This is a genomic window from Paractinoplanes hotanensis (assembly GCF_023717965.1).
Taxonomy (GTDB): domain Bacteria; phylum Actinomycetota; class Actinomycetes; order Mycobacteriales; family Micromonosporaceae; genus Actinoplanes; species Actinoplanes polyasparticus.
Genome location: NZ_JAMQOL010000003.1, coordinates 99786 through 126119 on the forward strand (window position 1 = coordinate 99786; position 26334 = coordinate 126119).

The 26334-nt window shown below is 71.8% G+C and carries 23 protein-coding genes and 1 pseudogene; 13 read left to right on the forward strand and 11 right to left on the reverse strand.

The genetic code is table 11. The annotated features are described in order from the left end of the window. The first annotated feature begins 131 nt into the window (after positions 1-131). Positions 132-2450: a bifunctional glycosyltransferase/CDP-glycerol:glycerophosphate glycerophosphotransferase gene (locus LXN57_RS02285; protein WP_251796294.1), complete on the forward strand. Its 2319-nt coding sequence runs from the start codon at positions 132-134 to the stop codon at positions 2448-2450. Here the strand turns inward: LXN57_RS02285 and LXN57_RS02290 are convergent, their stop codons facing one another. Further along, positions 2451-3104, reverse strand: coding sequence for a GntR family transcriptional regulator (locus tag LXN57_RS02290; RefSeq protein WP_251796295.1), 654 nt, complete (start codon positions 3102-3104; stop codon positions 2451-2453). It lies immediately after the preceding gene. Positions 3105-3120: 16 nt separating this feature from the next. On the opposite strand from LXN57_RS02290, the gene LXN57_RS02295 reads away from it, so the two are divergent. Further along, complete coding sequence (locus tag LXN57_RS02295; protein ID WP_251796296.1) at positions 3121-5889, forward strand: FAD-binding and (Fe-S)-binding domain-containing protein; 2769 nt, start codon at positions 3121-3123, stop codon at positions 5887-5889. Position 5890: 1 nt separating this feature from the next. Here LXN57_RS02295 and LXN57_RS02300 read toward each other — a convergent pair. Beyond that, positions 5891-6199, reverse strand: a pseudogene (locus LXN57_RS02300) (NAD/FAD-dependent oxidoreductase); the annotation flags it as partial. A 73-nt stretch (positions 6200-6272) separates the two neighbouring features. On the opposite strand from LXN57_RS02300, the gene LXN57_RS47815 reads away from it, so the two are divergent. Beyond that, entirely contained in the window at positions 6273-6587 is a 315-nt protein-coding gene (locus LXN57_RS47815) for a cold-shock protein (RefSeq protein WP_285904583.1), read from the forward strand. Between the two features lie 57 nt (positions 6588-6644). Next, positions 6645-9191 carry an EAL domain-containing protein gene (locus LXN57_RS02310; protein WP_251796298.1) on the forward strand — a complete coding sequence of 849 codons (2547 nt, stop codon included), beginning with the start codon at positions 6645-6647 and terminating at the stop codon, positions 9189-9191. Between the two features lie 6 nt (positions 9192-9197). On the opposite strand, the gene LXN57_RS02315 is transcribed toward LXN57_RS02310, so the two are convergent. From LXN57_RS02315 to LXN57_RS02325, 3 genes are read right to left on the reverse strand one after another with little or no spacing between them, the layout of a single operon-like run. Further along, positions 9198-10958 (reverse strand): hypothetical protein, encoded by a 1761-nt coding sequence (locus LXN57_RS02315; protein ID WP_251796299.1) that lies wholly within the window; start codon positions 10956-10958, stop codon positions 9198-9200. A 56-nt stretch (positions 10959-11014) separates the two neighbouring features. Further along, positions 11015-11821, reverse strand: coding sequence for an alpha/beta hydrolase (locus LXN57_RS02320; protein ID WP_251796300.1), 807 nt, complete (start codon positions 11819-11821; stop codon positions 11015-11017). A gap of 31 nt (positions 11822-11852) precedes the next feature. Further along, entirely contained in the window at positions 11853-12578 is a 726-nt protein-coding gene (locus LXN57_RS02325; protein ID WP_251796301.1) for a tetratricopeptide repeat protein, read from the reverse strand. Positions 12579-12713: 135 nt separating this feature from the next. On the opposite strand from LXN57_RS02325, the gene LXN57_RS02330 reads away from it, so the two are divergent. Continuing rightward, complete coding sequence (locus tag LXN57_RS02330) at positions 12714-15377, forward strand: helix-turn-helix transcriptional regulator (protein ID WP_251796302.1); 2664 nt, start codon at positions 12714-12716, stop codon at positions 15375-15377. 83 nt (positions 15378-15460) lie between these two features. Beyond that, positions 15461-16684: a DUF808 domain-containing protein gene (locus LXN57_RS02335; protein ID WP_251796303.1), complete on the forward strand. Its 1224-nt coding sequence runs from the start codon at positions 15461-15463 to the stop codon at positions 16682-16684. 227 nt (positions 16685-16911) lie between these two features. Here LXN57_RS02335 and LXN57_RS02340 read toward each other — a convergent pair whose 3' ends face one another. The 3 genes from LXN57_RS02340 to LXN57_RS02350 form a co-directional block, all read right to left on the reverse strand. Continuing rightward, a complete protein-coding gene (locus tag LXN57_RS02340) occupies positions 16912-17583 on the reverse strand; it encodes an HAD family hydrolase (RefSeq protein ID WP_251796304.1) in 672 nt (223 codons plus the stop codon). Next, positions 17580-18071, reverse strand: coding sequence for a GNAT family N-acetyltransferase (locus tag LXN57_RS02345; protein ID WP_251796305.1), 492 nt, complete (start codon positions 18069-18071; stop codon positions 17580-17582). Before LXN57_RS02345 ends, LXN57_RS02340 begins: the two co-directional genes overlap by 4 nt. 142 nt (positions 18072-18213) lie before the next feature. Next, entirely contained in the window at positions 18214-19287 is a 1074-nt protein-coding gene (locus LXN57_RS02350) for an alpha/beta hydrolase family protein (RefSeq protein ID WP_251796306.1), read from the reverse strand. On the opposite strand from LXN57_RS02350, the gene LXN57_RS02355 reads away from it, so the two are divergent. The 3 genes from LXN57_RS02355 to LXN57_RS02365 all read left to right on the forward strand — a co-directional run bounded on the left by LXN57_RS02355 (position 19277) and on the right by LXN57_RS02365 (position 20578). Further along, a complete protein-coding gene (locus LXN57_RS02355) occupies positions 19277-19822 on the forward strand; it encodes a helix-turn-helix domain-containing protein (protein ID WP_251796307.1) in 546 nt (181 codons plus the stop codon). The two genes, LXN57_RS02350 and LXN57_RS02355, sit on opposite strands and share 11 nt — an antisense overlap. Positions 19823-20045: 223 nt before the next feature. Further along, complete coding sequence (locus tag LXN57_RS02360) at positions 20046-20366, forward strand: STAS domain-containing protein (RefSeq protein WP_251796308.1); 321 nt, start codon at positions 20046-20048, stop codon at positions 20364-20366. A 56-nt stretch (positions 20367-20422) separates the two neighbouring features. Next, complete coding sequence (locus LXN57_RS02365; protein WP_251796309.1) at positions 20423-20578, forward strand: hypothetical protein; 156 nt, start codon at positions 20423-20425, stop codon at positions 20576-20578. 72 nt (positions 20579-20650) lie between these two features. On the opposite strand, the gene manD is transcribed toward LXN57_RS02365, so the two are convergent. Continuing rightward, entirely contained in the window at positions 20651-21859 is a 1209-nt protein-coding gene (gene manD / locus LXN57_RS02370) for a D-mannonate dehydratase ManD (RefSeq protein ID WP_251796310.1), read from the reverse strand. Between the two features lie 86 nt (positions 21860-21945). Between manD and LXN57_RS02375 the strand changes: the two genes are divergently transcribed. Further along, a complete protein-coding gene (locus LXN57_RS02375; protein ID WP_251796311.1) occupies positions 21946-22644 on the forward strand; it encodes a GntR family transcriptional regulator in 699 nt (232 codons plus the stop codon). 23 nt (positions 22645-22667) lie between these two features. Here LXN57_RS02375 and LXN57_RS02380 read toward each other — a convergent pair whose 3' ends face one another. Next, positions 22668-23405 carry an SDR family NAD(P)-dependent oxidoreductase gene (locus tag LXN57_RS02380; protein ID WP_251796312.1) on the reverse strand — a complete coding sequence of 246 codons (738 nt, stop codon included), beginning with the start codon at positions 23403-23405 and terminating at the stop codon, positions 22668-22670. A 37-nt stretch (positions 23406-23442) separates the two neighbouring features. Here LXN57_RS02380 and LXN57_RS02385 point away from each other — a divergent pair, with 37 nt between their 5' ends. From LXN57_RS02385 to LXN57_RS02395, 3 genes are read left to right on the forward strand one after another with little or no spacing between them, the layout of a single operon-like run. After that, positions 23443-24378: a DUF6282 family protein gene (locus LXN57_RS02385; RefSeq protein ID WP_251796313.1), complete on the forward strand. Its 936-nt coding sequence runs from the start codon at positions 23443-23445 to the stop codon at positions 24376-24378. After that, on the forward strand, positions 24375-25043 hold the full coding sequence (locus LXN57_RS02390) for a carboxymuconolactone decarboxylase family protein (protein WP_251796314.1): 669 nt from the start codon (positions 24375-24377) through the stop codon (positions 25041-25043). Before LXN57_RS02385 ends, LXN57_RS02390 begins: the two co-directional genes overlap by 4 nt. Continuing rightward, positions 25040-25864 carry an N-acyl homoserine lactonase family protein gene (locus LXN57_RS02395; protein ID WP_251796315.1) on the forward strand — a complete coding sequence of 275 codons (825 nt, stop codon included), beginning with the start codon at positions 25040-25042 and terminating at the stop codon, positions 25862-25864. Before LXN57_RS02390 ends, LXN57_RS02395 begins: the two co-directional genes overlap by 4 nt. On the opposite strand, the gene LXN57_RS02400 is transcribed toward LXN57_RS02395, so the two are convergent. Further along, the gene (locus tag LXN57_RS02400) at positions 25848-26330 is read right to left on the reverse strand and encodes a hypothetical protein (RefSeq protein ID WP_251796316.1); all 483 of its coding nucleotides are present in this window, start codon (positions 26328-26330) and stop codon (positions 25848-25850) included. The two genes, LXN57_RS02395 and LXN57_RS02400, sit on opposite strands and share 17 nt — an antisense overlap. Positions 26331-26334: the final 4 nt, after the last annotated feature.

A 26334-nucleotide genomic window follows, 5' to 3' on the forward strand; every position in this document is an offset into this window, starting at 1 on the left:
CACCCCCTCCGTCTGATCGGCGAGGGCACACGGGGAGCAACGCGTTGGACGGTGCCGGATTCTGCCGGCGGTGAGCCGTCCGTGGGCGACCCGTGGGCCCGGATCGATCGCTCGATCGAAGGTTCAACCACATGCCCCTCTTGAGTGTTGTTCTCCCGGTCTACCGCGTCCAGGCGTACCTGCGGGAATGCCTCGACTCGATCCTCGAGCAGACGTTCACCGACGTCGAGGTGATCGCCGTGGACGACTGCTCACCGGACCACAGCGGCGCGATCCTCGACGAGTACGCCGCCCGCGACAAGCGCGTCCGGGTCGTCCACCTCGCCGAGAACGCCGGCCTGGGTGAGGCCCGCAACGCCGGGATGCGGCACGTGACGGGCGAGTTCGTCTGGTTCATCGACAGTGACGACTGGATCGCGCCCGGCGCCCTCGCCGCGGTGGCCGATCGTCTGATCACGGCCGACCCGGACGTGCTGGTGGTCGATTACGCCAAGGTGTGGTGGAACAACAAGAGCCGGCGCAGCAAGCTCTCCGGCCTGGTCCGGGCCGAGGAACTGCCGCGGGTCTTCACGCTGGCCGAGTACCCCAACATGATCAAGACGTTCCACGTCGCGTGGAACAAGATCTTCCGGCGCGACTTCCTGGTCAAGAATGAGATCACGTACCCGACCGGGCTGTACGAGGACGTGCCGGTGGGCTACCCGGTCCTCATGGTGGCCGACCGCATCACCGTGCTCGAACGGGTCTGCATCTACTACCGCCAGCGCCGCCGCGGGGCGATCACCTCGACCCCCGGCCGCCGCCACTTCGAGGTCTTCGACCAGTACGACCTGCTGTTCGAGCGGCTCGACAAGATCGGGGCGCGGGCCGAGCCGTTCCGGGGGCTGGTCTTCGGCCGGATGCTCTATCAGTGCCTGCTGGTGCTCGAGAATCGCGAGCGGGTGGCCAAGTCGGACCGGCGCGAGTTCTTCCAGGCTCTGGCCAAGGCGTACAAGCGGCACCTGCCGAGCGGGGGCTACGAACTGCCCGAGGGACAAGAGGGTCATCGGCAGCGGCTGGTCGCCCGCGGTTCCTGGACGCGCTACCGGATCGCCCGGATCACGCTCCGGCTGACCAACTCGGTCAAGTTCCGCAAGGACAAGCTGCAGCGCAAGGTGCGTCTGCGCAGCCGGCTGCGGATGAGGTACTACCGCCAGCAGCTGCGCCGGCCGGTCGACAAGAACCTCGCGGTCTACTCCGCCTACTGGGGCAAGGGCTACGCCTGCAACCCGAAGGCGGTGTACGAGAAGATGAACGAGCTGGCTCCGGGCGTACGGGGAGTCTGGGAGATCAAGCCGGGCCAGGAAGACAGCGTGCCGGCCGGCATCGCGACCGTGACCATCGGCACGATGGAGCACTACAAGGCCCTGGCGCGGGCCAAATACCTGATCACCAACGTGAACTACCCGGGCTGGGTGGTCAAGCGACGGGACGCCGTGCACCTGTCGACCAACCACGGCACCCCGGTCAAGGCGATGGGCGTCGACCAGCTGAAGTTCCCGGCCGGCCTGCAGGGCATGAACATGAACTGGCTGCTCAAGCGGTGCGACCGGTGGACGTTCAACATCAGCCCGAACGCCTACACGTCCGAGATCTGGGAGCGGGCGTACCCGTGCGACTACGAGACGCTCGAGGTCGGCTACCCGCGTAACGACTCGCTGGCCAACGCCACCCCGGCTGACGTCGCGGCGGCCCGCGAGCGGCTCGGCCTCAAGCCGGGTCAGACCGCCATCGCCTACCTGCCGACCTACCGCGACTACGAGTTCGGCAGCGACGCGCTGCTGAACGTGGAGCGCTTCACCGACCGGATGCCGCCCGAGACGGTGCTGCTCGTGCGGGTGCACCACTTCGACCGCTCGCACGTGGCCGGCACCCACCCGCGGGTCATCGACCTGGGCGACTACCCCAGCGTCGAGGACATCTACCTGGCGGCCGACGCGATGATCACGGACTACTCGTCGGTCATGTTCGATTACGCGGTCCTCGACCGGCCGCTGGCCATCTATGCGGCCGACTGGAGCAAGTACAAGGCCAACCGCGGCGCCTACCTCGACGTGTTCACCGAGGGCCCGGGCGTCACGGCACGCAACGAGTCGGAGCTGGTCGACCTGTTCATCTCGGGCGAGGTCTTCGGCGAGACGGCGGCCGCCACCCGCAAGGTGTTCCGCGACCGCTTCTGCTACCTCGACGACGGCCACGCGTCCGAGCGGGTCGTGCGCCGCGTGTTCCTCAACCAGCCGGCCCCGGCCCTGCCGGATGCGGGCGCGGTGCCGGTGGTGCACACCGAGCAGCTGCAAGAGCTGCGGAGCGTTTTCGACGAGTCCCAGCCGCGGGACCTGTCCACCGCCCAGGCCACCACCGAGGACGACACCGACATCTCCGAGGAGCCCAGCGCCGTCGTCGGCCGCTGATCAGCGGCCGGCGAGGTTCGTCACCAGCAGGCGGCCCGTCGCTTCGAGGTGGCTGCGCATGGCTGCCTCGGCGGCGTCGCCGTCCCGGGCGAGCACGGCGGTGACGACGGGCTCGTGTTCCGCGTGGATCTCGGCCAGGGTGCGGCCGCTGGCCGTGGTCGGCGGGCCGAGCAGGGCTGTCGTGGAGCGCAGCTGGGCGACGATGGCTGCGGCCCGGGCGTTGCCGGCCGCTAGCAGCAACAGGTCGTGCAGGGCGCGATCGGCGGGCCAGAAGGCGGCCTCGTCGGCCACGGCCATCGCGTCCAGCGCGGCCCGGATGGCAGCGTGTTGTTCGTCGGTGCCGAGCAGGGCGGCCTTGCGGGCGGCCGCGGGCTCGAGCGCCAGGCGGATCTCGACGATCTCCTCGATGTCGTGGGCCCGCGGCGGCAGCACCTGGAAGCCGCGGTTGCGATGGATCTCGACCAGGCCGGCCTCGGCCAGCCGCAGCATGCCCTCGCGGACCGGGCTGCGCGAGACGCCGAGCAGGTCGGCGAGCTGATACACCGAGTACGTGGTGTCGGGCACCAGCTCCCCCGCGGCGATCCCTTCCCGCACGGCCCGGGCGACGGCATCGGCCAGGGACGGAGCCTCCGGCGGCAACTTCAGCGACGGCATGGGTAACATGTTACCCATGAGCGACGTGGTGGCGGCACTGGAGAAGGCCGGGCTCGAGGTCCGGGCCGACGCGGGCACGAGGGGCATGTACGCCTCCGACGCCTCGCTCTACCGCATTCCGCCACTCGCGGTGGTGCGCCCGCGGCACGTCGACGAGGTGGCGGCGGCGCTGGCGGTGGCCCGCGCGACGGGGACGCCGTTCACGTCTCGCGGGGCGGGCACGTCGGTGGCCGGGAACGCGGTCGGGCGGGGCATCGTGCTCGACTTCTCGCGGCACCTCAACCGGGTGCTCGAGGTCGACCCGGCGGCGCGGACGGCGGTGGTCGAGCCGGGGACGGTGCATGCGGTTCTGCAGAAGGCGGTCATGCCGCACGGCGTACGGTTCGGGCCCGACCCGTCGACGCATCCGCGCTGCACGATCGGCGGCATGATCGGGAACAACGCCTGCGGCTCGCGGTCCCTCGCGTACGGGCGGACCTCCGACAACGTGGCGGGGCTCGAGCTGCTGACCGCGGACGGCGCCTCCCTCAGCACGACCGCGCCGCAGGGGCCCGTCGTCGAGGGCCTGAAGGCGGTCGTCGGGAAGCACCTCGCCACGGCGCGGACCGAGTTCGACCGCTTCGGGCGGCAGGTCTCGGGCTACGCCGTGCAGCACCTGTTGCCGGAGCGCTTCGACCTCACGCAGGCCATGGTGGGCTCGGAGGGAACCCTCGCCGTCATCACTCGGGCGACGGTGAAACTGGTCGTCGACTCCCCCGTACGCGTGGTCGTGGTGCTCGGATTCCGCGACATCGTGGCGGCCGGTGAAGCCTCCCCCGCCGTCGTGGCGTACGGGCCGACCTCGTGCGAGGGGCTCGACTCCCGGCTGCTGGACGTGCTGCGGGCGCGGCGCGGACCGGACGCTGTGCCGCCGCTGCCCCGCGGGGGCGCCTGGCTGTTCGTCGAGCTGGCGGGCGACGAGCTGGGCGAGGTGGAATCCCGGGCGCGGAAGCTTGCCGGCGACGGCATCGCGGACGACGCGCTGGTGGTGACCGATCCGGCGACCCAGGCCCGGTTGTGGCGCATCCGCGAGGACGGCGCGGGCCTGGCCGGGCGGGCGCCTTCCGACCGGCCCGCGTGGCCGGGATGGGAGGACGCGGCCGTCCCGCCGGCGCGGCTCGGCGCCTACCTGGCCCGCTTCGACGAGCTCGTGGCCACGTACGGCATGACCTCGGCGCCGTTCGGGCACTTCGGGGACGGCTGCATGCACGTACGGCTCGACTTCCCGCTCGACCAACCCGGTGGCACGAAGGTGATGCGGGAGTTCCTCGTCGACGCCGCGAAGCTGGTGGGCGAGTTCGGCGGATCGCTGTCGGGCGAGCACGGGGACGGGCGGGCGCGCTCGGAACTGCTGCCCCACATGTACTCCCCCGACGCGCTCGCCCTGTTCGCGGGCATCAAGCGCGCCTTCGACCCGGGCAACCTGCTGAACCCGGGCGTGCTGGTCGACCCCGACCCGGTCGACGCGGACGTGCGACCGGCCGGGCACTTCCCGGTCAAGGGCCTCGCGCTGGCCTACCCGCACGACGGCGGCGACCTGGCTCAGGCCGTGCACCGCTGCACCGGTGTCGGCAAGTGCCGGGCTGACAACTCGGCGGCGCACGGCGTCATGTGCCCGTCCTATCTGGCCACCCGTGAGGAGAAGGACTCGACCCGGGGCCGGGCGCGGGTGTTGCAGGAGGTCGTCCGGGGCGAGCTGTCGTGGTCGGACCCGTCGGTGCACGACTCGCTCGACCTCTGCCTGTCGTGCAAGGGATGCGCGTCGGACTGCCCTACCGGCATCGACATGGCCACGTACAAGTCCGAGGTGTTGCACCAGACGTACCGGGGCCGCCTGCGGCCGAGGTCGCACTACACGCTCGGGAAGCTGCCGTTCTGGGCCCGGCTGGCCGGATGGACACCGCGGCTGGCGAACCTCGGCACGCGGCTGCCGGGAATCCGGACGCTGGCGCTGTGGGTGGCCGGTGTCGACAAGCGACGGTCGGTTCCGGCCTTCGCCCGGCGCCCGTTCCGGCGCACGTTCCGGCCGGCGTCCTCGGAAAGGCGGCCGGTGATCCTGTTCGCCGACTCGTTCTCGGACGCCTTCTCGCCTGAGGTGGCCGAGGCGACCGTACGGGTGTTGCGCGCGGCCGGCTACGAGCCGAGGCTCCCGTCCGGCTCGGTGTGCTGCGGCCTGACCTGGATCACGACGGGCCAGCTGGACTCGGCCAAGAAGATCCTTTCCCGTACGGTGACCGCCCTGGCGCCCGATGCCCGCGACGGCATCCCGATCGTCGGCATCGAGCCTTCCTGCACGGCCGTGCTCCGCTCGGACGTGCACGAGCTGCTCCCCGGCTCCGACGACGCGGCCGTGGTCGCGTCCTCGGTGCGGACGCTGGCCGAACTGCTGGCCGAGACCCCGGGCTGGACGCCGCCCGACCTGTCCGGCGTCACGGTGGTCGCCCAGCCGCACTGCCACCACCACGCCGTCCTCGGCTGGAAGGCCGACGCCGACCTGCTCGCCTCGACCGGCGCTCAGGTCCAGCGGCTCGCGGGCTGTTGCGGCCTGGCCGGCAACTTCGGCGTCGAGATCGGTCACTACGACGTCTCGGTGGCGGTGGCCGAGCAGAACCTGCTGCCGGCCCTGGACGCTGCCCCCGGCGCGGTGGTTCTGGCCGACGGATTCTCGTGCCGCACGCAGGTGGCCGATCTGCGCGACCGCCCGGCCGTCCACCTGGCTCAGTTGCTGGACCGCACGTCCGGGTAGATCAGCCGAGCAGGGCTCGGGCCACGGCGTGACCGGAGAGCCAGGCGGTCTCCACGCGCGGGCGGCCGAAGGCGTCGCCGCAGAGCCAGACGCGGCCGTCGACGGCGTACGGGCCGTCGATCCGCTCGGGCTGGGCGTAGGTCCAGCGGTGCACGTGCACCTCGGGCTCCGCGGAGAGGGCGAGCACCTCGCGGACGGCGGCGGCCAGGACCGGCCCGGCGCTCTCCGGATTGTCGAGGTGCCGGGCGGCCAGCTCGGCGGTTGAATGCGCGACCAGGACCGGGGCTCCGTCCCCCCGCCGGTCGCCGTCCATGACCGGAACCTACCCAGTTCCCGCGCCCGCATCCCGCTGGGACACGGCGCCGCTCAGGCAGACTGGGCCCATGACGAGCTCGGGTTCAGTGCGCGCGTTCGACGCCGACGAAGGATGGGGCGTGATCGACGGCCCGGATGTGCCCGGCGGGTGCTGGGTGCACTTCTCCGCCCTCGAGATGGAGGGGTTCCGGTCGCTGGAGCCGGGGCAGCGGGTAACCTTCCGCGCCGAAGCGGCGCGCCAGGACGGGTTCGCTTTCCGGGCGACGAAGGTGTGGACCGGGGCAGAGGAGCCTCCCGATCAGCCTCGAACCCGGGGCGCCTCCGTGGCCTACTCCAGCACCCTGACGCTGACATTCGATGAACCGGACGCTCCGCGGCCGTAACCACGGCCGCGGTCGCTCGTTGAAACAGAACCCCTCGGAACGATCTGGACGACTGTGATGGAAGGTGTGGTCGCCGGCCTGCTGGCCGGCTGCTCCGGCGTATTCGCCGTGCTCATGGCGCGCGCCGTCGGGAAGGGACAGGCGGCCGGGCCCAGCCCGCGCGCGCTCGCTCTGGCCGCCGGCGTCGCGCTCACCGCGCTGGCCGGGATCGGCAGCGGCCTGGCCGCTCTCTGGCGGCCGGACATGCTCGTGGGCGGCGTCCCCCTCCCCGCCGAGATCCCGCTGGTGTGTGTGTTCCTCGCGGCGTTGCTCTACCTGCCCGCCCTGCTGCGCCCGCCGCAGCGCCGGGACGCGCTGGCCCGGCTGCGGGTCGGGCTCGACACACTCGGCGTCTGGGCCAGCATCATGTACGCGGGCTGGATGCTGCTCTTCACGGTCGGCGAACGCCGGGGCGCGTCGATCACCGCGCTGATCTTCGGCGGCGGCGCCATCGCCCTGGCCGCCGTCACCGGAGTGCACGCGCTGCGCCATCGGGCCGCGCTCCAGTGGTGCGGGACGGCGGCGGCGTTCTCGCTGACCGGCCTGACCGCCCTGGTCATCGCCCGGGACTTCCCGGGTGAGCCCAACGCCGTGATCGCCGGGCTGGCCGCGGCGGCCGCGATCAACGTGGCCGCGGCCGGGCTGTGGCACGGCTCGGTGCGGATCGCCCCCGACACCCGCCCGGTGCCGCCGCCCGGCAGCGAGTCGATCGCCAGCTTCCCGCTGCTCGGGCTGCTCGTCCTCGGCTCCGCCCTGGCCACGGTGTACCACCTGATCAACGGCGGTCACCTCGATTCCATCTCGATCATGTTGGGCGCGGTCGCGATCACGGCCGTGGCCGTCCGGGAGTGGATGTCGGCGACGGCACTGCGCCGGCAGGCCGGGCACCTCACCGACCAGGGCAACCGGCTGCGCAGCCTGATGTTCGGCTCCACCGAGGTGGCGATGATCCTCGACGCCAACCTGGCCGTGCGCTGGCAGTCGCCGGCCGCGGCCCGCCAGTTCGGACTGTCCGAACAGGAGGTGCTGGGCCGCGCGGTGTCGGTGCTCGTGCACCCCGACCAGGTCGAGGCGGTGCACGACTACCTGACCGCGCGGATGGAGCAGCCGCAGGCGAGCGCCCTTCCGGTGCGCCTGCGCGACGGCTTCGGGCGGTGGCGGCAGACGGAGTGGACCACCACCGGGGCCGACCCGGCCGAGCCCGGCGCTACGCTGGTCGTCCACATCCGCGACGTCACCAACACGCACGACCTCGAACAGGCGCTGAGCCAGGCCACCCACCTCGACCCGCAGACCGGGCTGGCCAACTGGGAGGGGCTGTCGCGGGCGGCCGACTTCATCCCGGACGCGGCCGCGATGATCGTCGTCGAGCTGGGCGGGCTGACCGCGGTCGGCGACGTGCACGGGCGCGACCTGGCCGAGGTGGTGCTGGTCGAGGCGGCCCGGCGGCTGCGTTCCCGGGTCGGCGACGCCGACGTGCCGGCCCGGCTGACCGAGACCCGCTTCGCGGTGCTGACCCATTGCGGCGCCATCCGGGCCCAGCTGATGGCCGGGCAGCTCGTGAACGCGCTGTCCGCCCCCTACCTGGCGGGCCGCACGGTCGCCCACCTCTCCGCATGGGCCGGCCTGGCCGACCTGACCGCCGAGAACGGCACCGACGAGGTCATCCGCCGGGCGTCGCTCGCGCTGCGGTCCGTGCGCTCGGGGCCGCCGGGCGCGGTCGAGTGGTACGAGACCGAGATGGAGGCCCGGCTGCTGCGCCGCTCGACCCTCGAGCAGGATCTGCCGGGCGCGGCCGGGCGGGGCGAGATCGACGTGAGCTACCAGCCGATCTTCGAGCTCCCGGGCCGCCGCCCGGCCGGCGTCGAGGCGGCGCCGGCGTGGCGGCACCCGACGGCGGGCCCGGTGGACGCGGAGGAACTGCTGGCCCTGGCCGAGGATCTGGGCCTGCTGGCCACGGTCGGGCAGGGGGTGCTGCGAAGGGCGTGCCGCCTGCTCGCGGGCTGGCGGCGGCTGCACGGCGACCTGTGGCTGGCGGTGAACGTCCGGCCCCGCGAACTGGTCGATCCCGCGTTCCAGGCCGCCCTCCAGACGGCCCTGGAGGAGCACGGCCTGCCGCCCTCGGCCCTGGTGCTCGAGATCGCCGAGCATCACCTTTCCGACGTACGCGATGAGGCCCATCAGCCACCGGTCGAGGACATCTCGTCCGCGCTGGGCCGGCTGCGGGCGTGGGGCGTGCGAACGGCCGTGGACAACTTCGGCACCGGCCCGACCACGCTCAGCCGCCTGCGCATCCTCCCGATCGACCTGCTCAAGATCGACCGCGAGGTGTTCGACCCGGCCCTGTCGTTCCGCCAGCCCGGAGCGGTGATGGACGTGGCCGTGACGCTGGGCCGGCGCCTGGGCCTCGAGGTGATCGCCCAGGGGCTGGCGGACGACGCCGACCTGGACGCCGCCCAGACCGCCGGGTGCCGCCTGGGCCAGGGCAACCTGCTGGCTCGCCCGATGCCCGCCGAGCGGCTGGAGGCCCTGCTCGCAGAGCACCACGACATCGGGCGGCGGTGAGGCCGGTCAGCGCCGCCAGGCCTCGCGCACGTTGACCAGCAGCACCCCGGCCGCGGCGGCGAACAGGCCGAAGGCCACGACGTAGCGGCCCTCGAACCACAACACCACCAGCAGGGCCAGCGCGGTCGCGACCAGCAGCAGCCGCAGCAGCACAGCCAGGAGCTTTCCGCGTACGAGACCCTCGACGCACAGCAGGCCCAGAAGCCAGACGGCGGCGATGTCGAGGCCGCCGACGCCCAGCGGCGAGACCGCCGCGCCCAGAGCCACCAGGATGAGCGGGGTGCTGAGCACCGCCCACCACGACAAGGCGCGCGCACGGAACCCCGCCGCCGGCTCCATCGGCAGCCGCCGGTGCATCAGGTGGGCATGCGGGGGCTGCGCGACCGTCTCGGCCGTGACCGTGCGGGCCTGCTCGTCGGCCAGCCGCGTCCGTTCCATCCGCAGGGCCAGGAGCCGGCGCTCCTGCGGATGCAGCGCCCGCACCTCGGGCGAGGCCACCGGCAGACCGGCCGCGGCCAGGGACAACTCGCGGCGCAGGGCCACGATCTCGGCGTCGAGCGCCTTCAGCCGGTCGTCGTTCTCGCGCGTACGGCGTTCGATCAGCGCCCGCTCGGCCCGGGGATTCGGGGCGACCTTGGCCAGGCCGGCCCACCCGACCGGATCGGCCCACGACTGCCGGGCCGTGCCGTCCCGCTCGTAGCGCGGACCGGCCGGCCCGCGCTCGCCGCCGAGCCGGTCGCGGGTGTCCCGCCCCCACAGGCCGCGGAAATCCCGTACCCACGGCGTGTCGTCGTCGATGGCGACCGGATGCCAGGCCTCGGGCTGCCCCGGGCCGACGGAACGGCCGTCCCCGCGGGCGTAGTCGACGTACGGGATGCCGACACCGTGCTGCCCCTCCCCCGCCCACGGCGCGAACAGCCGGCCCGACCAGCGCAGCGCGCCGACCAGACCCCGCAACCGCTGCGGCCGTACGGTGATCAGGTAGTCGCCCGGCAGGTAGGCCCCCGAGTGCGACCCCGCCCCGACGTAGACCACCGGGTGCCGCCCGTCCACCAGCGCCAGGTCCGGGTCGTCCCAGCGCCGCCGCAGGTCGTCCCCGACCTCGTCGTGGGCCGAGAACACCACCCAGCGCGGCGGCGGCAACCCGTCCGCCCCGGCGCCGCCGCTGCCGTCGAGGTAGACGGTCACCTGTTCCCAGTCGGCCTCGTGCTCGTTGACCCCGCCGAACGCCGACCGCCAGTTGTTGAAGCAGTAGAAGTACCAGTACTGGCAGACGATCCACGGGTCGTCGCGCAGCACCCGGCCGTAGTAGGTGGGCCGCTCCGGCTCGAGGTGGTCGCGCTGGAGCAGCCACGAGCGAGCTGCGCTGCCGCCGGGCACGCTGCCCCGGAACAACAGCGAGACCTTGTTGGCCGTGTCGATGAACCGCGCGGTCAGCCCCACCGAGGCGAGACGGCTGGCCCGCCGCAGATGCGACGGCCGCTCACGCAACGGGATGTGCGCCACCCCGAGCTGCCCGCGCCCGTTGCCGATTCCCGACAGCGACAGTTGAAGCCCCTGCCCGGCGCCGGCCGACCCGGCCAGCCCGTCGAGCGTCAACCCGCCCGGCGGCGCCTGTTCGAGGGGGCTCTCACCCGCCTCCAGCCGCCACAGCCCGGCCCGGGCCACGTACTTCCCGGCCGACACCGGAAAGAAGTACTCGCCCTGCGTGAACCGCGCCACCGGCTCGTACGCCCGCAGCAGCCGCAGCTCGTCCTCGCTCCCCACTTCGGCAAACTACCGTGCCCGCCGACTCGCACGGCCGGACGCCGTCGTGACGAAGCTCATGCGGTGTGCGTGCCGATCCAGGTGAGGGAGGTTTCGGCCAGCTCACGCCAGCCGCGGTCGAGCGGCGCGCTGTGGCCGCGGTCGGGGAACTCGACGAGGTCGGTGCGGGAACCCGCGTAGAGACGGTGCGCGCCGCGGACCACGACGGCCGGCACGGTGTGGTCGCGGCCGCAGGCGATCATCAGCAGCGGGGCCCGGCCGGCGCGGGCGGTGTCGACTGCCGAAGGCGCGTCGCGGGTGAAATTGGCCGACGACACCTCGAACAGCGGACGGCCGGGCGCCGGGATGGCCACCCGGCGGTAGATGTCGGCGGACTCGGCCGGGGCGAGCGCGTTGCCGAACCCGTACGCGAACTGCTTCTCGGTCAGGGCGACTGCCCGGCCCCGGTTGGCCGGCGAGCGCAGCACCGGGAAGGCCGAGCGCAACAGGCTGAACGGCACGGCCCGGACACCCTTGATCGGCGCGGGCGAGATCGTCACCGCCCCCGCGGCCAGGTCACGGTCGAGCAGCTTCTGTGCGATCAGGCCGCCGAAGGAGTGCCCGACGAGAATCGGCCGCTCGTCGAGACCGGCCAGGAACTTGGCGTACGCGTCGGTGGCCTCCTCGACGCCGACCCCGTGCATGCCGGTGGGGTCGGCCCGCGTTGCCGCCACCGACTCGGCGTCCCCCGGCCAGCCCGGGGCGTGCGTCTCGTAGCCCCGCCCGGCGAAGAGCTCCTGCCACGGCTGCCACGAGCCGGAATGGATCCACAGGCCGTGGATGAAGACCACGGTCCGGGCCGCCGCCATCGGAATCTTGTTCATGCGGGGCACGCTAGGACGGCCCACTGGACAATCAGTGGATTCCGGCGAAGGCCGCCCGCGGATCGGTGAGCCGGCCCCGGGCGTACTCGGCGGCGTAGGCGACCGGGCCGAGCGCTTCGAGGGCAGCGGCGCGGACGGCGGCCAGGTCGGCGGCATCGTCGGGGTCGGGCACCTGGCCGAGTTCGGCGAACGCGACATCGGTCACGCCGACCATCAGCGCGGCCCGGGTGAGGTCGCCCTCCGCGGCGCCGAGGGCGGCTTCGGCCAGGCAGACGTACGGGACGAAGTCCTTCCACCCGTGGCCGAACACCCGCTCGCGTCCCTCGGCGAACAGCCGGCGCGCCTCGTCGAGCCGGCCCAGCTTCAGCTCGACGAACGCGAGGTTGTGGTACTCCGAGTTGACCTGGACCGGCCGGCCCAGCTCCTCGTTGAGCGCGATGCTCGCCCGGTAGAGGTCGCGGGCCCGCAGCAGGTCGCCCGACATGCGCGCGACCCCGGCGAGCACGTGCCGGGGCCGTTCCTCGAGCCGCCGGTCGCCGGCGAGCTGAGCCACCTCGAGCGCCTTCCGGGCCCGGGCCTCGCCGGTGGCCAGATCACCCTCGCGGATGGCGACCCGGGCCAGGCTGTAGCGGGCCTCCACCTCGCCCGCCGGGTCGCCCGCGGCCGAGGCCCGTGCGATCTCGGCCTCGCTCATGCTCACCACGGCGTCGGTCTCGCCCCGCCGGAAGGCCGATCGCACCCGGTCGCTGAAGCTCATCGTTTCTCCGTGCTGTCCGATGTCGCGTCCATCACGCTCCGCGGGCACGGTATCCGGGCCGAGTTGACAACCAGTTGACGCGGCACACGCATCGCCGGTTGGGGCCGGGCCGGGTGCCGTTGCAGTATGGGGGGCATGGGGAAGATCGTCGGGCGGGATGCGCTGATCAGCGCCATCGAAGCGCTTCTCGGCGAGGCGGTCGGCGGGCACGGGGCGACGGTCGTGCTGCGGGGCGAGCCCGGCATCGGCAAGACCGTTCTGCTCGAGCACGCGGTCCACTCCGGCCGCGAGCGCGGGATGCGCGTGCTGCGGGTCACCGGCGTGCAGGCCGAGGGCCAGATCCCGTACGCCGGGCTGGACCAGCTGCTCCGTCCGGTGCGCACCGCCGCGGTGGGGGCCGGATCGCCGTACCGCCGCGCAGTTGACGTTCTGGGTCTGCTCGGCGAGGCGGACGAGCCGGTGCTGCTGGCCGTGGAGGACGCGCACTGGCTGGACGCGGAGACCTGGGAGACCCTGACATTCCTGGGGCGGCGCGTCGGATCCGACCAGATCGCCGTGCTCATGGCAGTGCGCGACGGCGAGGACGTCGACCGGCGGCTGGCCGCGGCCGGGATGCCCGAGCTGCGGCTCGACCCCCTGCCGGCCGCCGACGCCGGAATCCTGCTCGATCGCCATGCGCCCGATCTCGTCGCGACCCTGCGGGCCCGGGTTCTGGACGAGGCCGCCGGCAACCCGCTCGGTGTGGTCGAGCTCGGCTCGGCCGCGGCCCGCTTCGGGGGGCCGGCGCTGCTGCCGTCGTCGCTGCCGCTGAGCGCCCGGGTGGAACGGACCTTCGCCGGACTGGTCGCGGAGCTGCCCCCGCTGACCCGCGACCTGCTGCTGCTCGCGGCGCTGAACGACGGGAGCAGCCTCGACGAGATCCGGGCCGCCGGGGCGATCCTGACCGGCGCCGAGGTGCCCACCGAGGCGATCCAGCCCGCGGTGACCTCGCGGCTGGTGACCGTCGACGAGCAGTACGAGCTGCGGTTCCGGCACCCGTTGCTACGCTCGGCGCTGCGCCAGCAGGCGGCACCCGGGGACCGCCGCCGGATGCACGCGGCACTGGCCGAGGTGCTCGGCGACAGCCCGATCCGCCGGCTCTGGCACCGGGCGTCGGCCGTGCCGGGCCGCGACGAGGCCCTGGCCCGCGAGCTCACCGTGCTGGCAGCCGACGCCGTCCAGCGGCAGACGGTCGCCTTCGCCCTCGCCGCGGCGAACCGGGCCGTGCAGCTCAGCGAGGATCCGGCCGAGCGGGCCCGGCGGCAGATCTGGGCCGTCCACGCGGCGCACGAGCAGGGCGACCCGCAGACGGCCCGGCGGATCCTGACCGAGATCGACGACCGCGAGCTGCGGGCGCCCGACCGCGTCCGGGTGGTCTTCATGCGCGACCACTACTTCCCCGGCGTCAGCAACGGCCCGGAAAGGCTGCCCGCCTACGCCGGCATGATCCGCACCATGCTGGACGGCGGCGATCCCGACATGGCCGTCCAGGCCATGTGCGACATCGCGCTCGGCGTCCACTACAGCAACGCGCCGGCGCACATCCGCGAGCAACTCGTCGACGCGGCCCTCGCGCTCGGTCTCGACGAGGACAGCCCCCGCCTGACCGCCATCCTCGGGCTGATCGCGCCCGTCGAACAGGGTGCCGTCGTGCTGGAGCGACTGCGGCGCTTCGTCCACCGGACGGACATCCCGCCGACGTGGCGAGCCGACCTGACCGTGGCCGCCTGGGCCGTCGGGGCTTTCGAGATCGCCGCCACCATCGGCCTCGCGAGCGCCACCGACCTGCGTCACCAGGGGCGGATCGGCACCCTGTCGGTGTCGCTCAACGCGGCCGCCGCCGCCCACGCCTCGCTGGGCGACACCCGTTCCGCACTGCCGCTGGCCGCCGAGAGCATCGCGCTCGCGACGGAGATCGGGCAGCGGACCTGGGTGCTGGGCGGCATCCTCATCACGGCCCAGGCCGAGGCGCTGCGGGGCGACACCGAATCAGCCCGGCGCCGGGCCGCCGAGGCGGAACAGGCGTTGTCCTCGGCCCGGCGGTTCCCCATGCTGTCTCTCGTGCAGCGGGCACGCGGGCTGGCGGCCCTGGCCGAGGGCCACGCCGAGGACGCGTTCCGGCAGCTCCTGCGAGTCTTCGACCCCGCCGACACGGCGTACTTCCCCCACCAGCACCTCCACCTGCTGGGGCATCTGGCCGAGGCGGCCGTGCTCGGTGGCCTGCTGGACGAGCTGCGGCCGGTCGCCGAGCAGCTCGAACCGGTGGCCGAGCGCAGCCAGTCGCCGGCCCTGCGCGTGGGGCTCGGCTACGCCCGGGCCGTGCTGACCGGTGACTACGAGACGGCCCTGGCCGACGACCTGACCGACTGGCCGTTCGACCGGGCCCGCCTGCAACTGACGTACGGCTCGGTGTTGCGCCGTTCCTTCCGGATCTCGGAGAGCCGTCCGTTGCTGCGGGCCGCCGCGACGACCTTCGACGCCCTCGGGGCCACCCCGTGGGCCGACCGGGCCCGCGCCGAGCTGCGCGCCAGCGGTGAGACCCGCCGCAAGCCGATGGACACGCTGGACGCCCTCACCCCGCAGGAGCAACAGATCGCGCGGCTGGCCGCCGAGGGACTGAGCAACCGCGAGATCGGCGAGCGGCTGTTCCTGTCGCCGCGGACGGTCAGCACCCACCTCTACCGGATCTATCCGAAGGTGAACGTCCGGTCGCGGGCCGAGCTGGCCCGGGTCATCACGGCAGGCCTCTCCGTCGCCTGATACCGGCCCCGACGGCGCGGCGGGCCCGCTTAGGCGAGAATGTGGGTGCACGGACGTGTGCCCAACTGAGGAAGGACCTTGTCTTGGCCGGTGGACTCGTAGCCCTGCTGGACGACGTGGCGGTGCTGGCTCGCGCCGCTGCCGCGTCGGTCGACGACATCGGGGCGGCGGCGGCGAAAGCCGGCGCCAAGGCCGCCGGTGTCGTGATCGACGACGCCGCAGTCACGCCCCAGTACGTGCGCAACCTGGCGGCCGAACGTGAGATCCCGATCATCAAGCGCATCGCGCTCGGGTCACTCCGCAACAAGTTCCTCTTCATCCTGCCCGCGATCCTGCTGCTCAGCCAGTTCGTGCCGTGGCTGCTCACGCCGATCCTGATGCTCGGCGGCGCCTACCTCTGCTACGAAGGCGCCGAGAAGGTGTGGGCCAAGATCGCCCACCACGACGCCCACGGCGCGGGCGACGCGAAGGCGCCCGACGAGAAGACGCTGATCAGCGGGGCCGTGCGCACCGACCTGATCCTCTCGGCCGAGATCATGGTCATCACGCTCAACGAGGTGATCGACGAGCCGTTCTGGTCGCGCCTGGCCATCCTGGCCGTGGTCGCCCTGGTCATGACGGTCGTCGTGTACGGCGCGGTCGGCCTGATCGTGAAGATGGACGACGCCGGGCTGCGGCTGTCCCAGCTCTCCGGTCCGGTCGCCGGCTTCGGCCGCGGGCTGGTCAAGGCCATGCCCATCGTGCTGACCGCCCTGACGATCATCGGCACCGCCGCCATGCTCTGGGTCGGCGGCCACATCCTGCTGGTCGGCACCGACGAGCTGGGCTGGCATTTCCTGTACGAGCAGGTGCACCACCTCGAGGAGGCGGCGCACGACGCCACCGGCGCGCTCGGCGGCCTGATCGGCTGGCTGGTCAACACGGTGGCCAGCGCGATCCTGGGCCTCGTGGTCGGCGCCCTGATCGTCGTCGTGCTGACCTACACCCTCCACCGCCGCAAGCCCGAGACTGACCACACCTCCGAGGCCCACACCGCGCCCGCCACCACGGCTCCCGGTGCAGCGCCCGCCACCACGGCTCCCGGCGCGGCGCCCGCCGCCGGCACCGAACCAACCGCCGGTGACCAGCTCACGACCGACACCCGGGCCGCCGCTCAGCCGGTGGCCGACACCCAGCCGGTGGCCGACACCCAGCCGGTGGCCGACGCCGAGCCCGCAGGTCTTTCTCGCGCTGCGGCTGAGGAGGATGAACCGGCGGCCGGGGCGGGCGGCAACCCCAAGCCCCAGGCGAACACCGAGTCCCACTGACGGTTGGCGGGATCGCCGAGCCCGGCGATCCCGCCTCCGCTACCGTCCGCTTCGTCTGGTGAAGCTAGGGCTTATCGGTGGATCACGTGGGAGCGAGGCGAGGTCCAGGTCGTGGCTGACGTCGGCCGCAGGGCGGTCCGATACCGGTGTTGTATCGGGCCGTTCTGTGGACGCCGTCAGGCGCGGGCTGGGCCACGCCGCAGCCCCGCGTGATCCACCGATAAGCCCTAGTGCGCTGCGGGGGCGTCGAGCTGGTCGATCGCGGCGGGGAGGTCGGGGAACGCCTCGATCGCGGCGGTGACCAGGCTCGGGTCGAACTCGTCGAGGCGGCGGACACCGCTCTGCAGACAGGCGATGAAACGGAGCCCCGCCCCGCCGGCGGCTACCGCGTCGCCCGGTGAGTCACCGACGTACACGCACTCGGCGGGGGTGAATCCGGTCTCGGCGAGCAGTTCGTCGAAGGCGCGCGGGTCGGGCTTGCGGAAGCGGGTGTTGCCCTGGTGGTAGGCGCCGGTCACCCGCCCGGCCAGCACGTGGTCCGGGGCCAGCATGTGCTCGATCTCGGCCTCCGCCCGGGAGGTCAGCAGCAACACCGTGCGGCCGGCCAGTACCAGCTTGTCGAGGGCCGCGAGGTTCTCCGGCGGGATCACGTCGAGCCGGCCGTCGGCCAGGTACTCCTGATGGGCGGCCGGGAACAGCTCGGCGAACCGGTGCAGATCGACGCCCGGCGACCGGCGCGGCATCGCGTCCAGCAACACCTCGCCCCACGTCGCCTTGTGCACCGCCCGCGACATCGGCGGCCGGCCCATCCGCGCCAGGACGTCGTTCACGAGGTCGAACGAGCCCGCCTCGGTCATGCACAGGGTGTCGTCGACGTCGACGATCACCGCTCGGATCACGGCCGCGCCCCGGCGCCGTCGAGCCGCAGAATCGTCTCCTCGACCTCGGCCCTCCGCCCGTTCGCGTACCCGGCATCCGTACCGGTGATCGTGAATCCCGCCCGCTGCAGGACCCGCAGCGAGCCCAGATTGTCGCTCGCCGCCCGCGCGAACAGCGGCCGGACGGAGACCAGCTCCAACAGCAGCCCCAACGCCCGCCCGGCGATGCCCTGCCCCCAGTGGGCCCGGTCGATCCAGTACGTCACCTCGGTCTCCCCGTCGATGACAAAGGCGGCGATGCTGCCGACGAGCCGCCCGTCCAGCGTGATCACCCGGTTGGTCACATCGGGGCGCGCCCGGATCTTCGCCAGGTGAGCATCGAAGGCGCCCCGGTCGTCCGGATCCTCGGCGACGAAAGCCGCCATCCGCAGCGACTCCGGATCCCGCATCATCTCGAACAGGGCATCCAGATCAGCATCCGCGATCGGTCGCAGCGCCACCTCACCCATCGACTCTCCCCCGTCCGTTCAGCACCCGGGTCCTCGACCCGAGCCCTCGCCATGCCCTCGCTCAAACGGTCGCTCAGCCTCGCTCAAACCGTCGCTCAGCCCTCGCTCAAGCCTCCGGTGTTGTTCCTCGCCGGGCCTTCGCTCAGCAGCGGAGCCGCAGCCGCGCCCACGCCGCGATGCGCTCCACAATCCAGCCGTCCATCGGCCGGGTCAATTGCGCACGGTACCGCCACAACCCCGGCGGCGCGGGGTCGCGACGCAGCAGATGGGTGAGATCGGCCGGCACCTCGCCGTCGAACACCCCGGTCACCAGCCCGCCGATGCGTTCCACATCGGCCGGATCGACCTGGACGTCCTTGCCGCCGGTGACAGCCAGCACCGGACGGTCGATCGCGGCCAGGCCGGCTCGTGGGTCATGAGCCAGGTACTCGCGCAGCCACCGGTCCGTGAGTCGTGAGCGCGGCATCCGCTCGTGCCGCTCGACGGTGGATCGGCGGATCCGATCCCGCTCGCGCGTCTGATGCCGCACCAGCACCGGCCCCAGCGGCCGAACCAGCCACGGCAGCGTCGCCGCGATCCGCCGGCTCTGCCAGACCATCACGTCCTCACCCCGCTGCGCCGCCCCAGCCAGCAGCACGTACCCCGCGGCCCCGGCGAGCTCGGCCGCAACCACAGCGCCCGTCGAGTGCCCGACCACAAAGACGCGCTCCGGATCCACCGCAGGGTGGCCACGCAACGTCTCGAGCGCAGCCGCAGCGTCGTGGACCTCGTCGTAGAACCCCGAACTGAGATAGTCGCCGCCCGAAGCCCCCACGCCCCTCTTGTCGTACCGCAGCACGGCGATCCCCTGGCCGGCCAGCCCTTCCGCGAGCGCCTGCCCCAGTCCGAGCGACATCCCCGGCATCGCAGAGTTCCGATCGAACGGCCCCGATCCGTGCACCAGCAAGGCAGCCGGAACACCTCTCTCACCCACGACGCCGCCAGGACCACCAATGCGGTCCAAGACAGCGCCACCAGCGACTCCGTCCAGACCGCCGGCGTCGCGGAAGCCGTCATTCCCCGCGGCGCCGAGGCCGTCGCGGCGAGCGCCTGCGGTGGGCAGCGTGAGTGTCGCGGCCAGCCGCAGCTCGCCGGAGAGGATCTCGACTGCCCGCTCTTTGTTCTCACTTCTGAGAATCATCAGGCTGAAGCTAACATTCTCGATTGTGGGAATCAATGACGGCGCGAGAATCGCCGAAACCGTGCTGCATCCGATCCGCCTGCGGATCGTGCACGCGCTGATCGGTCGCGAACTGACCGCACGCCGGCTGAGCGCCGAACTCAGCGACGTGCCCCAGGCTTCTCTCTACCGCCATGTGGCCCGCCTGGTCGACGCCGGCGTCCTGCGCATAACCCGGGAAGAACAGGTGCGCGGCGGCACCCAGCGCACCTACGCCACGGTCGAGCCGGCCGTAACCCTCGGCCCTGACGCCTTCGACGCCGCCTCTCCCGCCGACCATCAGCGCTACTTCGCCGCCTTCGCCGGCGCCCTGGTGGCCGGCTTCGACCGCTACCTGCGTTCGACCGGCGCCTCCCCCACCCGGGACGCCATCGCCTACCAGCAGGTTCCCATCTGGGCCACTCCGGCCGAATCCCGGGAGCTCGCCGCCAGGATCACCGAACTACTGGAACCCCTGCGCACGCCGGCAGACGGCCCTAACCGCCGCCGGGCCAGTTTCGCGATGGCTCTGCACCCCGATCCCGAGGCATAGCAAACAGCCCGGGCTCGCAGCTCGCCTCCCGCACCGAGCTGCGCAGATCCGCGCACCGGCTCCGGTCCCGGTCCGTGCACACACCCGCGCAATGAGGGCCGAAGGCCGGCTCGCGAGAGCCGCGGCACCTGCTGAGGCTGAGCGGCAGCGCAGGCCATGTTTGATCCGTCCGTCAACGGGAACACTGCCCCGGCCGGAGGCCCCCATTTCAACCGAGGTAGCGATGTCCCTGGAGTACCGCATCGAACGTGACGGCGACCGCGTGACCGTGATCCCCGAGGGCGACATCAGCCTCGAGACGGTCGACGTGCTGCGAGAGGTGCTCCGCGGCACTGTGGACAGTCAGCATGCGGCCTTCATCGACGTCGACATGCACGCCGTGACGTTCCTCGACTCCAGCGGAATCGGCGTGCTCATCGCGGCCCAGCGCCTGGCGACCAACCGCGGCAGCACACTGATGCTGCGCCGGCCGACCCCCATGGTTCGCATGGTGCTGGAGATCGCTCACCTCGACGGCCTCCTGCTTCAGGACGCCTCCGCGTGAGTGGCGGGCCGCCTCGCGGGTAAGAGAGTCCCGAACAGCACCGAGGGGGGATCATCGTGACCGACCAGAACCTTGATCGCGGAGCCGACGAGGAAGCCGGCGACGCGCCGGTCGAGGCCGGCGAAACCGGCGCCTCGCAGCAGAAGCCCGCCGACCGCCAGGGCCTCGAGGAGCACGACCAGGCCGACTCGGCGAGTGACACCGACGTCTGACCGGCGGGATCCCCGGCCGAGAGCGCGGTAACCACGGCCCGGTCACGGGCTGTGTTCACTGGGGTTTCGGGGTCACCAGTCGTGCACGGAGCCGTCGAGGCGGCGGGCAACGGGCAGATACTTCGGGTCGTACGGGAACCGGGCGGCGACATCGTCGTCGTACTCGATGCCCAGGCCCGGTTCGTCCGACGGATACAGCATGCCGTTCTCGAGCCGGGGCATGCCGCGAAAGACCTCGTACGTCTCGCGGGTGTGGCCCATGTACTCCTGGATGCCGAAGTTGGGCACACAGATGTCGACGGCCACCGCGGCGGCGGTCGTCACCGGCGAGAGGTCGGTGGCGCCGTGCGAGCCCGTCCGCACGTGGTAGAGCGCGGCCAGGTCGAAGATGCGGCGCAGGTGCGTGATGCCGCCCGCGTGTACGACCGTCGTACGAACGAAATCGATCAGCTGCTCGGTGATGAGCGTCTGCACGTCCCAGATCGAGTTGAGCACCTCGCCGGTGGCGATCGGCGTCGTCGTGTGCTGACGGATCAGCCGGAACGCCTCCTGATTCTCGGCAGGTGTCGGGTCCTCCATCCAGAAGAGGCGCAACTCCTCGACGCTCTTGCCGAACCGGGCGGCCTCGATCGGGGTGAGCCGGTGGTGCACGTCGTGCAATAGGTGGATGCCGAAGCCGAATTTCTCGCGCACCCGGGCCAGATACGACGGGGCGAAATCGAGATAGGCCTCGGTGCTCCACACCTGCTCCTCCGGCAGATCGGTGGCCGCCGGCTCGTAAATCGCACCTCTGCGTACGCCATAGCTTCCGCTCAGCCCCGGCACGGCCGCTTGGGCTCGGATGGCTTGAAAACCCATTTCCCGGTACGCCGCCACGTCGTCGAGCAGCGACTCGACATCACTGCCGCTGGCGTGGCAGTAGACCAGCACGCCGTCCCGCGAACGCCCCCCGAGCAACTGATAAACCGGCAGCCCGGCCACCTTGCCCTTGATGTCCCACAGCGCGACATCCACGGCGGCGATCGCCGTCATGGTGACCGGCCCCCGCCGCCAGTAGGCGCCCTTGTACAGGTACTGCCAGGTGTCCTCGATGCGCGCCGGATCACGCCCGATCAGCAGAGGCGCCAAGTGCTCCTCGAGATAGGCGGCAACGGCCAGCTCCCGCCCGTTGAGGGTCGCGTCACCCAGCCCCGTCACCCCGTCGGACGTGGTGATCCGAAGCGTCACGAAATTACGCCCCGGCGACGTGACCAGAACCTCGACGCGATCGATCGTTGCCATCAGACCGCTCCCTGGCGCATCTTGTGTGCAGCACCTTGTATACAAGCCACGGTCGTACCGAAAGTCAACGCCCTATGCTGACGCCCGTGGCAGGCAGAAATCGGCAAGACGTGTATGCGACGCTGCGGCGCAAGGTGCTCACCACGGAGCTCGCGCCCGGCGCCCCTCTGAGCGAGAACGAACTGGCCGCAGCCCTGGGCGTCTCCCGCACTCCCGTACGCGAAAGTCTGATCCTGCTGGCCGAAGAGGGCCTGGTGCAGGTCTTCCCCAAGGTCGGCTCCTTCGTCTCCCGAGTCGACCCCGTCCGCGTTGCCGACGCCCAGTTCCTCCGCGAGGCCGTCGAACTGGCCGCCCTGGACGATCTGCCGCCCACACTCGACCCGGCCCTGCTGACGGAACTGGAAGAGAATCTTCGCCGCCAGGACGAACCCGACGTCGATCTGGAGGGATTCTTCGCCCTCGACGAGGAGTTTCACCTCGGCCTGCTGAAACTGAGTGGCCACGGCGCGGCCTGGACCACAGTCGGCAACGCCAAGGGCCACCTCGACCGAGCTCGCCGCCTGGGCCTGCACGAGGCCACCCCACCGGCCGTGAACGCCGGCCAGCACAGGGCGATCTTCAACGCCGTCCGCACCGGCGACATCGCCGAGGCCCGAGCCACCATGCGACTCCACTTACGAGCGGTCTTCGACGACGTGGAACGCATCCGCGAACGCTCCCCCGAACTGTTCGCCTCGAACGACGGCTCCACCCCGGTCCGCCGCAACGTGGTCGTCTGGGACTGACTCGCTGTCAAGCGCACCAGCCCTCAGGCCAGGAAGCCGCCGTCAACGGGAAGAACGACTCCGCTGACATGGCTTGAGCGATCGCTCAGCAGGAACGAGGCGACGGCGCCGACCTCGGCGCCGGTGCCGGCCTTGCGTAACGGGGTCGCGGCAATGCGGGCCTCTACGCCGCCGGGGATGGCCAGGCGGGTCTGGTCGAGCATGGGGCTTTCGGTGGGGCCGGGGGCAATCGCGTTCACTCGGATGCCCCGGGGGCCGAAGTCGTGGGCGGCGGTGCGGGTCAGGCCGATGACGGCGTGCTTTGTTGCCTGGTAGGCGCCCATTCCCGAGCTGCCGCGGAGGCCGCCGATGCTACTCATGTTGACGATGGAACCTTGGGTCATCGCGCGTGCCTCCTCGCGCAGGCAGAGCCAGACGCCCTTCACGTTGACGGCCATGATGCGGTCGAAGTCTTGCTCAGTGACCTCGTCCAGGCGTCCGCTCTGGGTGGTGGCCGCGTTGTTGAACGCGCCGTCGAGGCGGCCGAACCGCTCGACCGTGGCGGCTACGAAGCGGGCCACGTCGGCCGCCTTCGCGACGTCACCGGTCGTGTAGGCGACCTCGTGACCGGTCAGCTCCTCGGCCAGCTCTGCCAGCGGGCGCTCGGAGCGGGCGACCAGCATCAGCGCGGCGCCGTCGGCGGCCAGGAGGCGTGCCGTGTCGGCGCCGATTCCGGCGCTGGCGCCGACGATGAGGACCACCTTGCCTGTCAGTGCCGTCATGCTTGAGCATCCTGTCATACAGTCATACAATCCTGCCATGCCTGATCAGGACGAGGTGTCGCTGGCCGCGGCGCAGCCGGAGGGGTTCGACCGACTGTTACGCGGGGCCGTCGACGTTCATGTGCACGGGCGGCCCGACCTCTCCCCCGGGCTTCCCAACCGGGGCGACGACCTCGAGGTGGCCCGGCTGGCGCACGCGTACGGCATGGCGGGCTGGGTGCTCAAGTCGCACCTGTGGGCGACCACCGACCGGGCGCGCTCGATTCAGGAACGCATGGCCGGCACCGGGTTCGCGGCGCACGGCAGCATCACGCTCAACCCGCCCGTGGGTGGTCTCGAGCCCGCCGTCGTCGAGCTGGCCGCCGCGCACGGGGCACGCGTCGTCTTTCTGCCGACCTGGGGCAGCGCCGCCGATGTGGGACGCGGGGGCTACATCTCCACCCTGCTCGGGCGCATCGCGCCGTCGTTCGGCGAGTATGCCGGCCGCACCGCGAGCAACCTGTGCGAAGCCGACGGGCGGTTGACCGGGCGGACCCGGGCCGTCATCGACGCCTGCCGGGGGCTCGGCCTGGCCTTGGCCACCGGGCACGCCTCGGTCGAGGAGAGCCGCGCCGTCGCCGACTACTGCGCCGGCGTCGGGCAGCAACTGCTGATCACCCATCCGCTGCACTACACGACCGATCCCGCGGAGTTGCGGGAGCTCGCCGACACCGGCGCCTACCTGGAGTTCTGCAACGCTCCCCTGGTGCATCCGGACGCGCATCTGACCGTCCGCGACGTGCACGAGGCGCTGACCGCGGTCGGACCGGAGCGGGCGATCCTCACCACCGACGTCTTCTCACGCTGGGTGCCGCCCGAGCCGGAATGCCTGCGGATGTTCGTCGAGCAGCTCGCCTATCTCGGCTGGGCCGACGACCAGATCGCCACCATGGTTTCCACCAACCCGCGAACGTTTCTGGGAGAGACCGCTTGAGAATCGACGACGTCGACCCCGCGACCATGACCGGCGAACAGCGGGCTCTGTACGACATCTACACCTCCGGCAAGCGCGTCGCGCCCGACAGCCCGTTCACCCTCGTCGGCGCGGACGGGCGGCTGCTCGGCCCGCCCGCGATCTGGATAATCAATCCGGTCTTCGGGCGGCCGCTGCAGCAGATCGGCAGCGCGGTCCGGTACGGATCGCAGATTCCGGCCCGGGCGCGAGAGATCGCGATTCTGCTCGTCGGGCATCACCACAAGAGCGCCTTCGAGCTGTACGCCCATGAGCGCGCCGGCGCCGCGGCTGGGCTGAGCGAGGCCGACCTGGCGGCGCTGGCCGACTGCCGCGAGCCTGTCGGACTGTCCGACATCGAGTCCGTCGTCTTCCGGACCACCGTCCGCATCCTCGACGCCGGAACCGTGAACGATGACGAATTCCGCGCGGCCGCCGAACTGCTGGGCGAGCCCGGATTGCTCGAGCTGACCACCATCGTCGGCTACTACAACATGGTCGCCTGGCAACTGGCGGTCTTCGACGTCCAGCCGCCGGCAGAAGGCGTCCAGCCGCCGGTGAAAGGCGTCCAGCCGCCGGCAGAAGGCGTCCAGCCGCCGGTGAAAGGCGTCCGGCCCTCGGCGAGCGACGTGCGGCCGCCGGCATGAACTGGGCGATCCAGATCCTCGAGTACGGCTACGTCGACCGCTTCCCGGCCAGCAACCTGTTCGCGGCCCAGCCCAACGAGGGCCACCGCCGCATGCCGTACTGCTTCGGACTTGTCCGATCGCCGGACAGGTGCATCCTGGTCGACACCGGCTTCTTCGACGCGGCGGTCCACGAACGGCTCACCCGCAAGTACGGCGAGACCCGGTGGGCCCACCCGGTCGACGTGCTGGCGCGCGTCGGCGTCGCGCCCGAGCAGGTGGACACGATCCTGTTGACCCACAACCATTTCGACCACGCCGGTTGCGTCGGCGCCTTCCCGGCGGCGCACGTCTACATCCAGCGCCGGGAGATCGATTCCTACGTGGCCGCAGCCGAGCGCGCGCACCGCTTCGAGTTCCTGACCCGCTCGTGCCAGGCCGACCTGCCCGAGCACCTGGCCGGTCGCACGGCGACGCTCGTCGACGGATTCGCCGAGATCGCGCCCGGCGTCGAGCTGCGCCCGGCCCACGACACCCACACCGCGGGCTCCCAGGTTGTCGCCGTCACCAGCGACTCGGACGGCGCCTGGGTCTTCGCCGGTGACAACGTCTACAGCTACGAGAACGTGGAGGGACTGCACGGTGACGGCGTCTACGCCCCGATCGCGATGACGACCGGCAGCGCCACCACCTGGCTCGCCTTCGCCGACGAGATGCTGGCGGGCGTCGGCCACGACACCCGCCGCATCCTGCCTTTCCACGAGGCCGCCGTCTGGGACCGTTTCCCGTCCACGACGTTCGACGACGGCCTGCACGTGGCAGAAATCAGAAGACGACCTTGACCCCCGCCGCCTTGCAGGCGGCGGTGAGGTCCTTGCCCGACTTCTCGTAGGCCGGGTTGTCGGACGCCGTCACCGGGTCGGCCGCGCTCGACGCCTCGGTGGACTTGGCCGCGAAGTCCTTGACGGCCGTACCCACCGCGCTGTCGCTGGTCCCCGCCACCTTGGTCAGCTCCTCGCCGAGTCCGGCGAGAATCTTCTTCACCTCGGCGGTGGGCATTTCGCCCTGGCTCTCCTTCATGACGTTGATGAGTTCGGTCTTCATGGCCTTGCCGGCCTTCTCGGCGTCCTCGCAGAGCTTCTTGTCGCTCGCAGCGGGGGCGCCCGCGGGCTCCGCCGCGGCGGTGGTCTCGACCGCAGCCGTCGCCGCGGGAGCGGACGCGGTGGGGGTGTCGTCGCCGCCACAGGCGGTCAGAGCCATCAGGGAAACGCCGATCAGGACGGCGGGAAGTACTCGCATTCGGATCACGGGC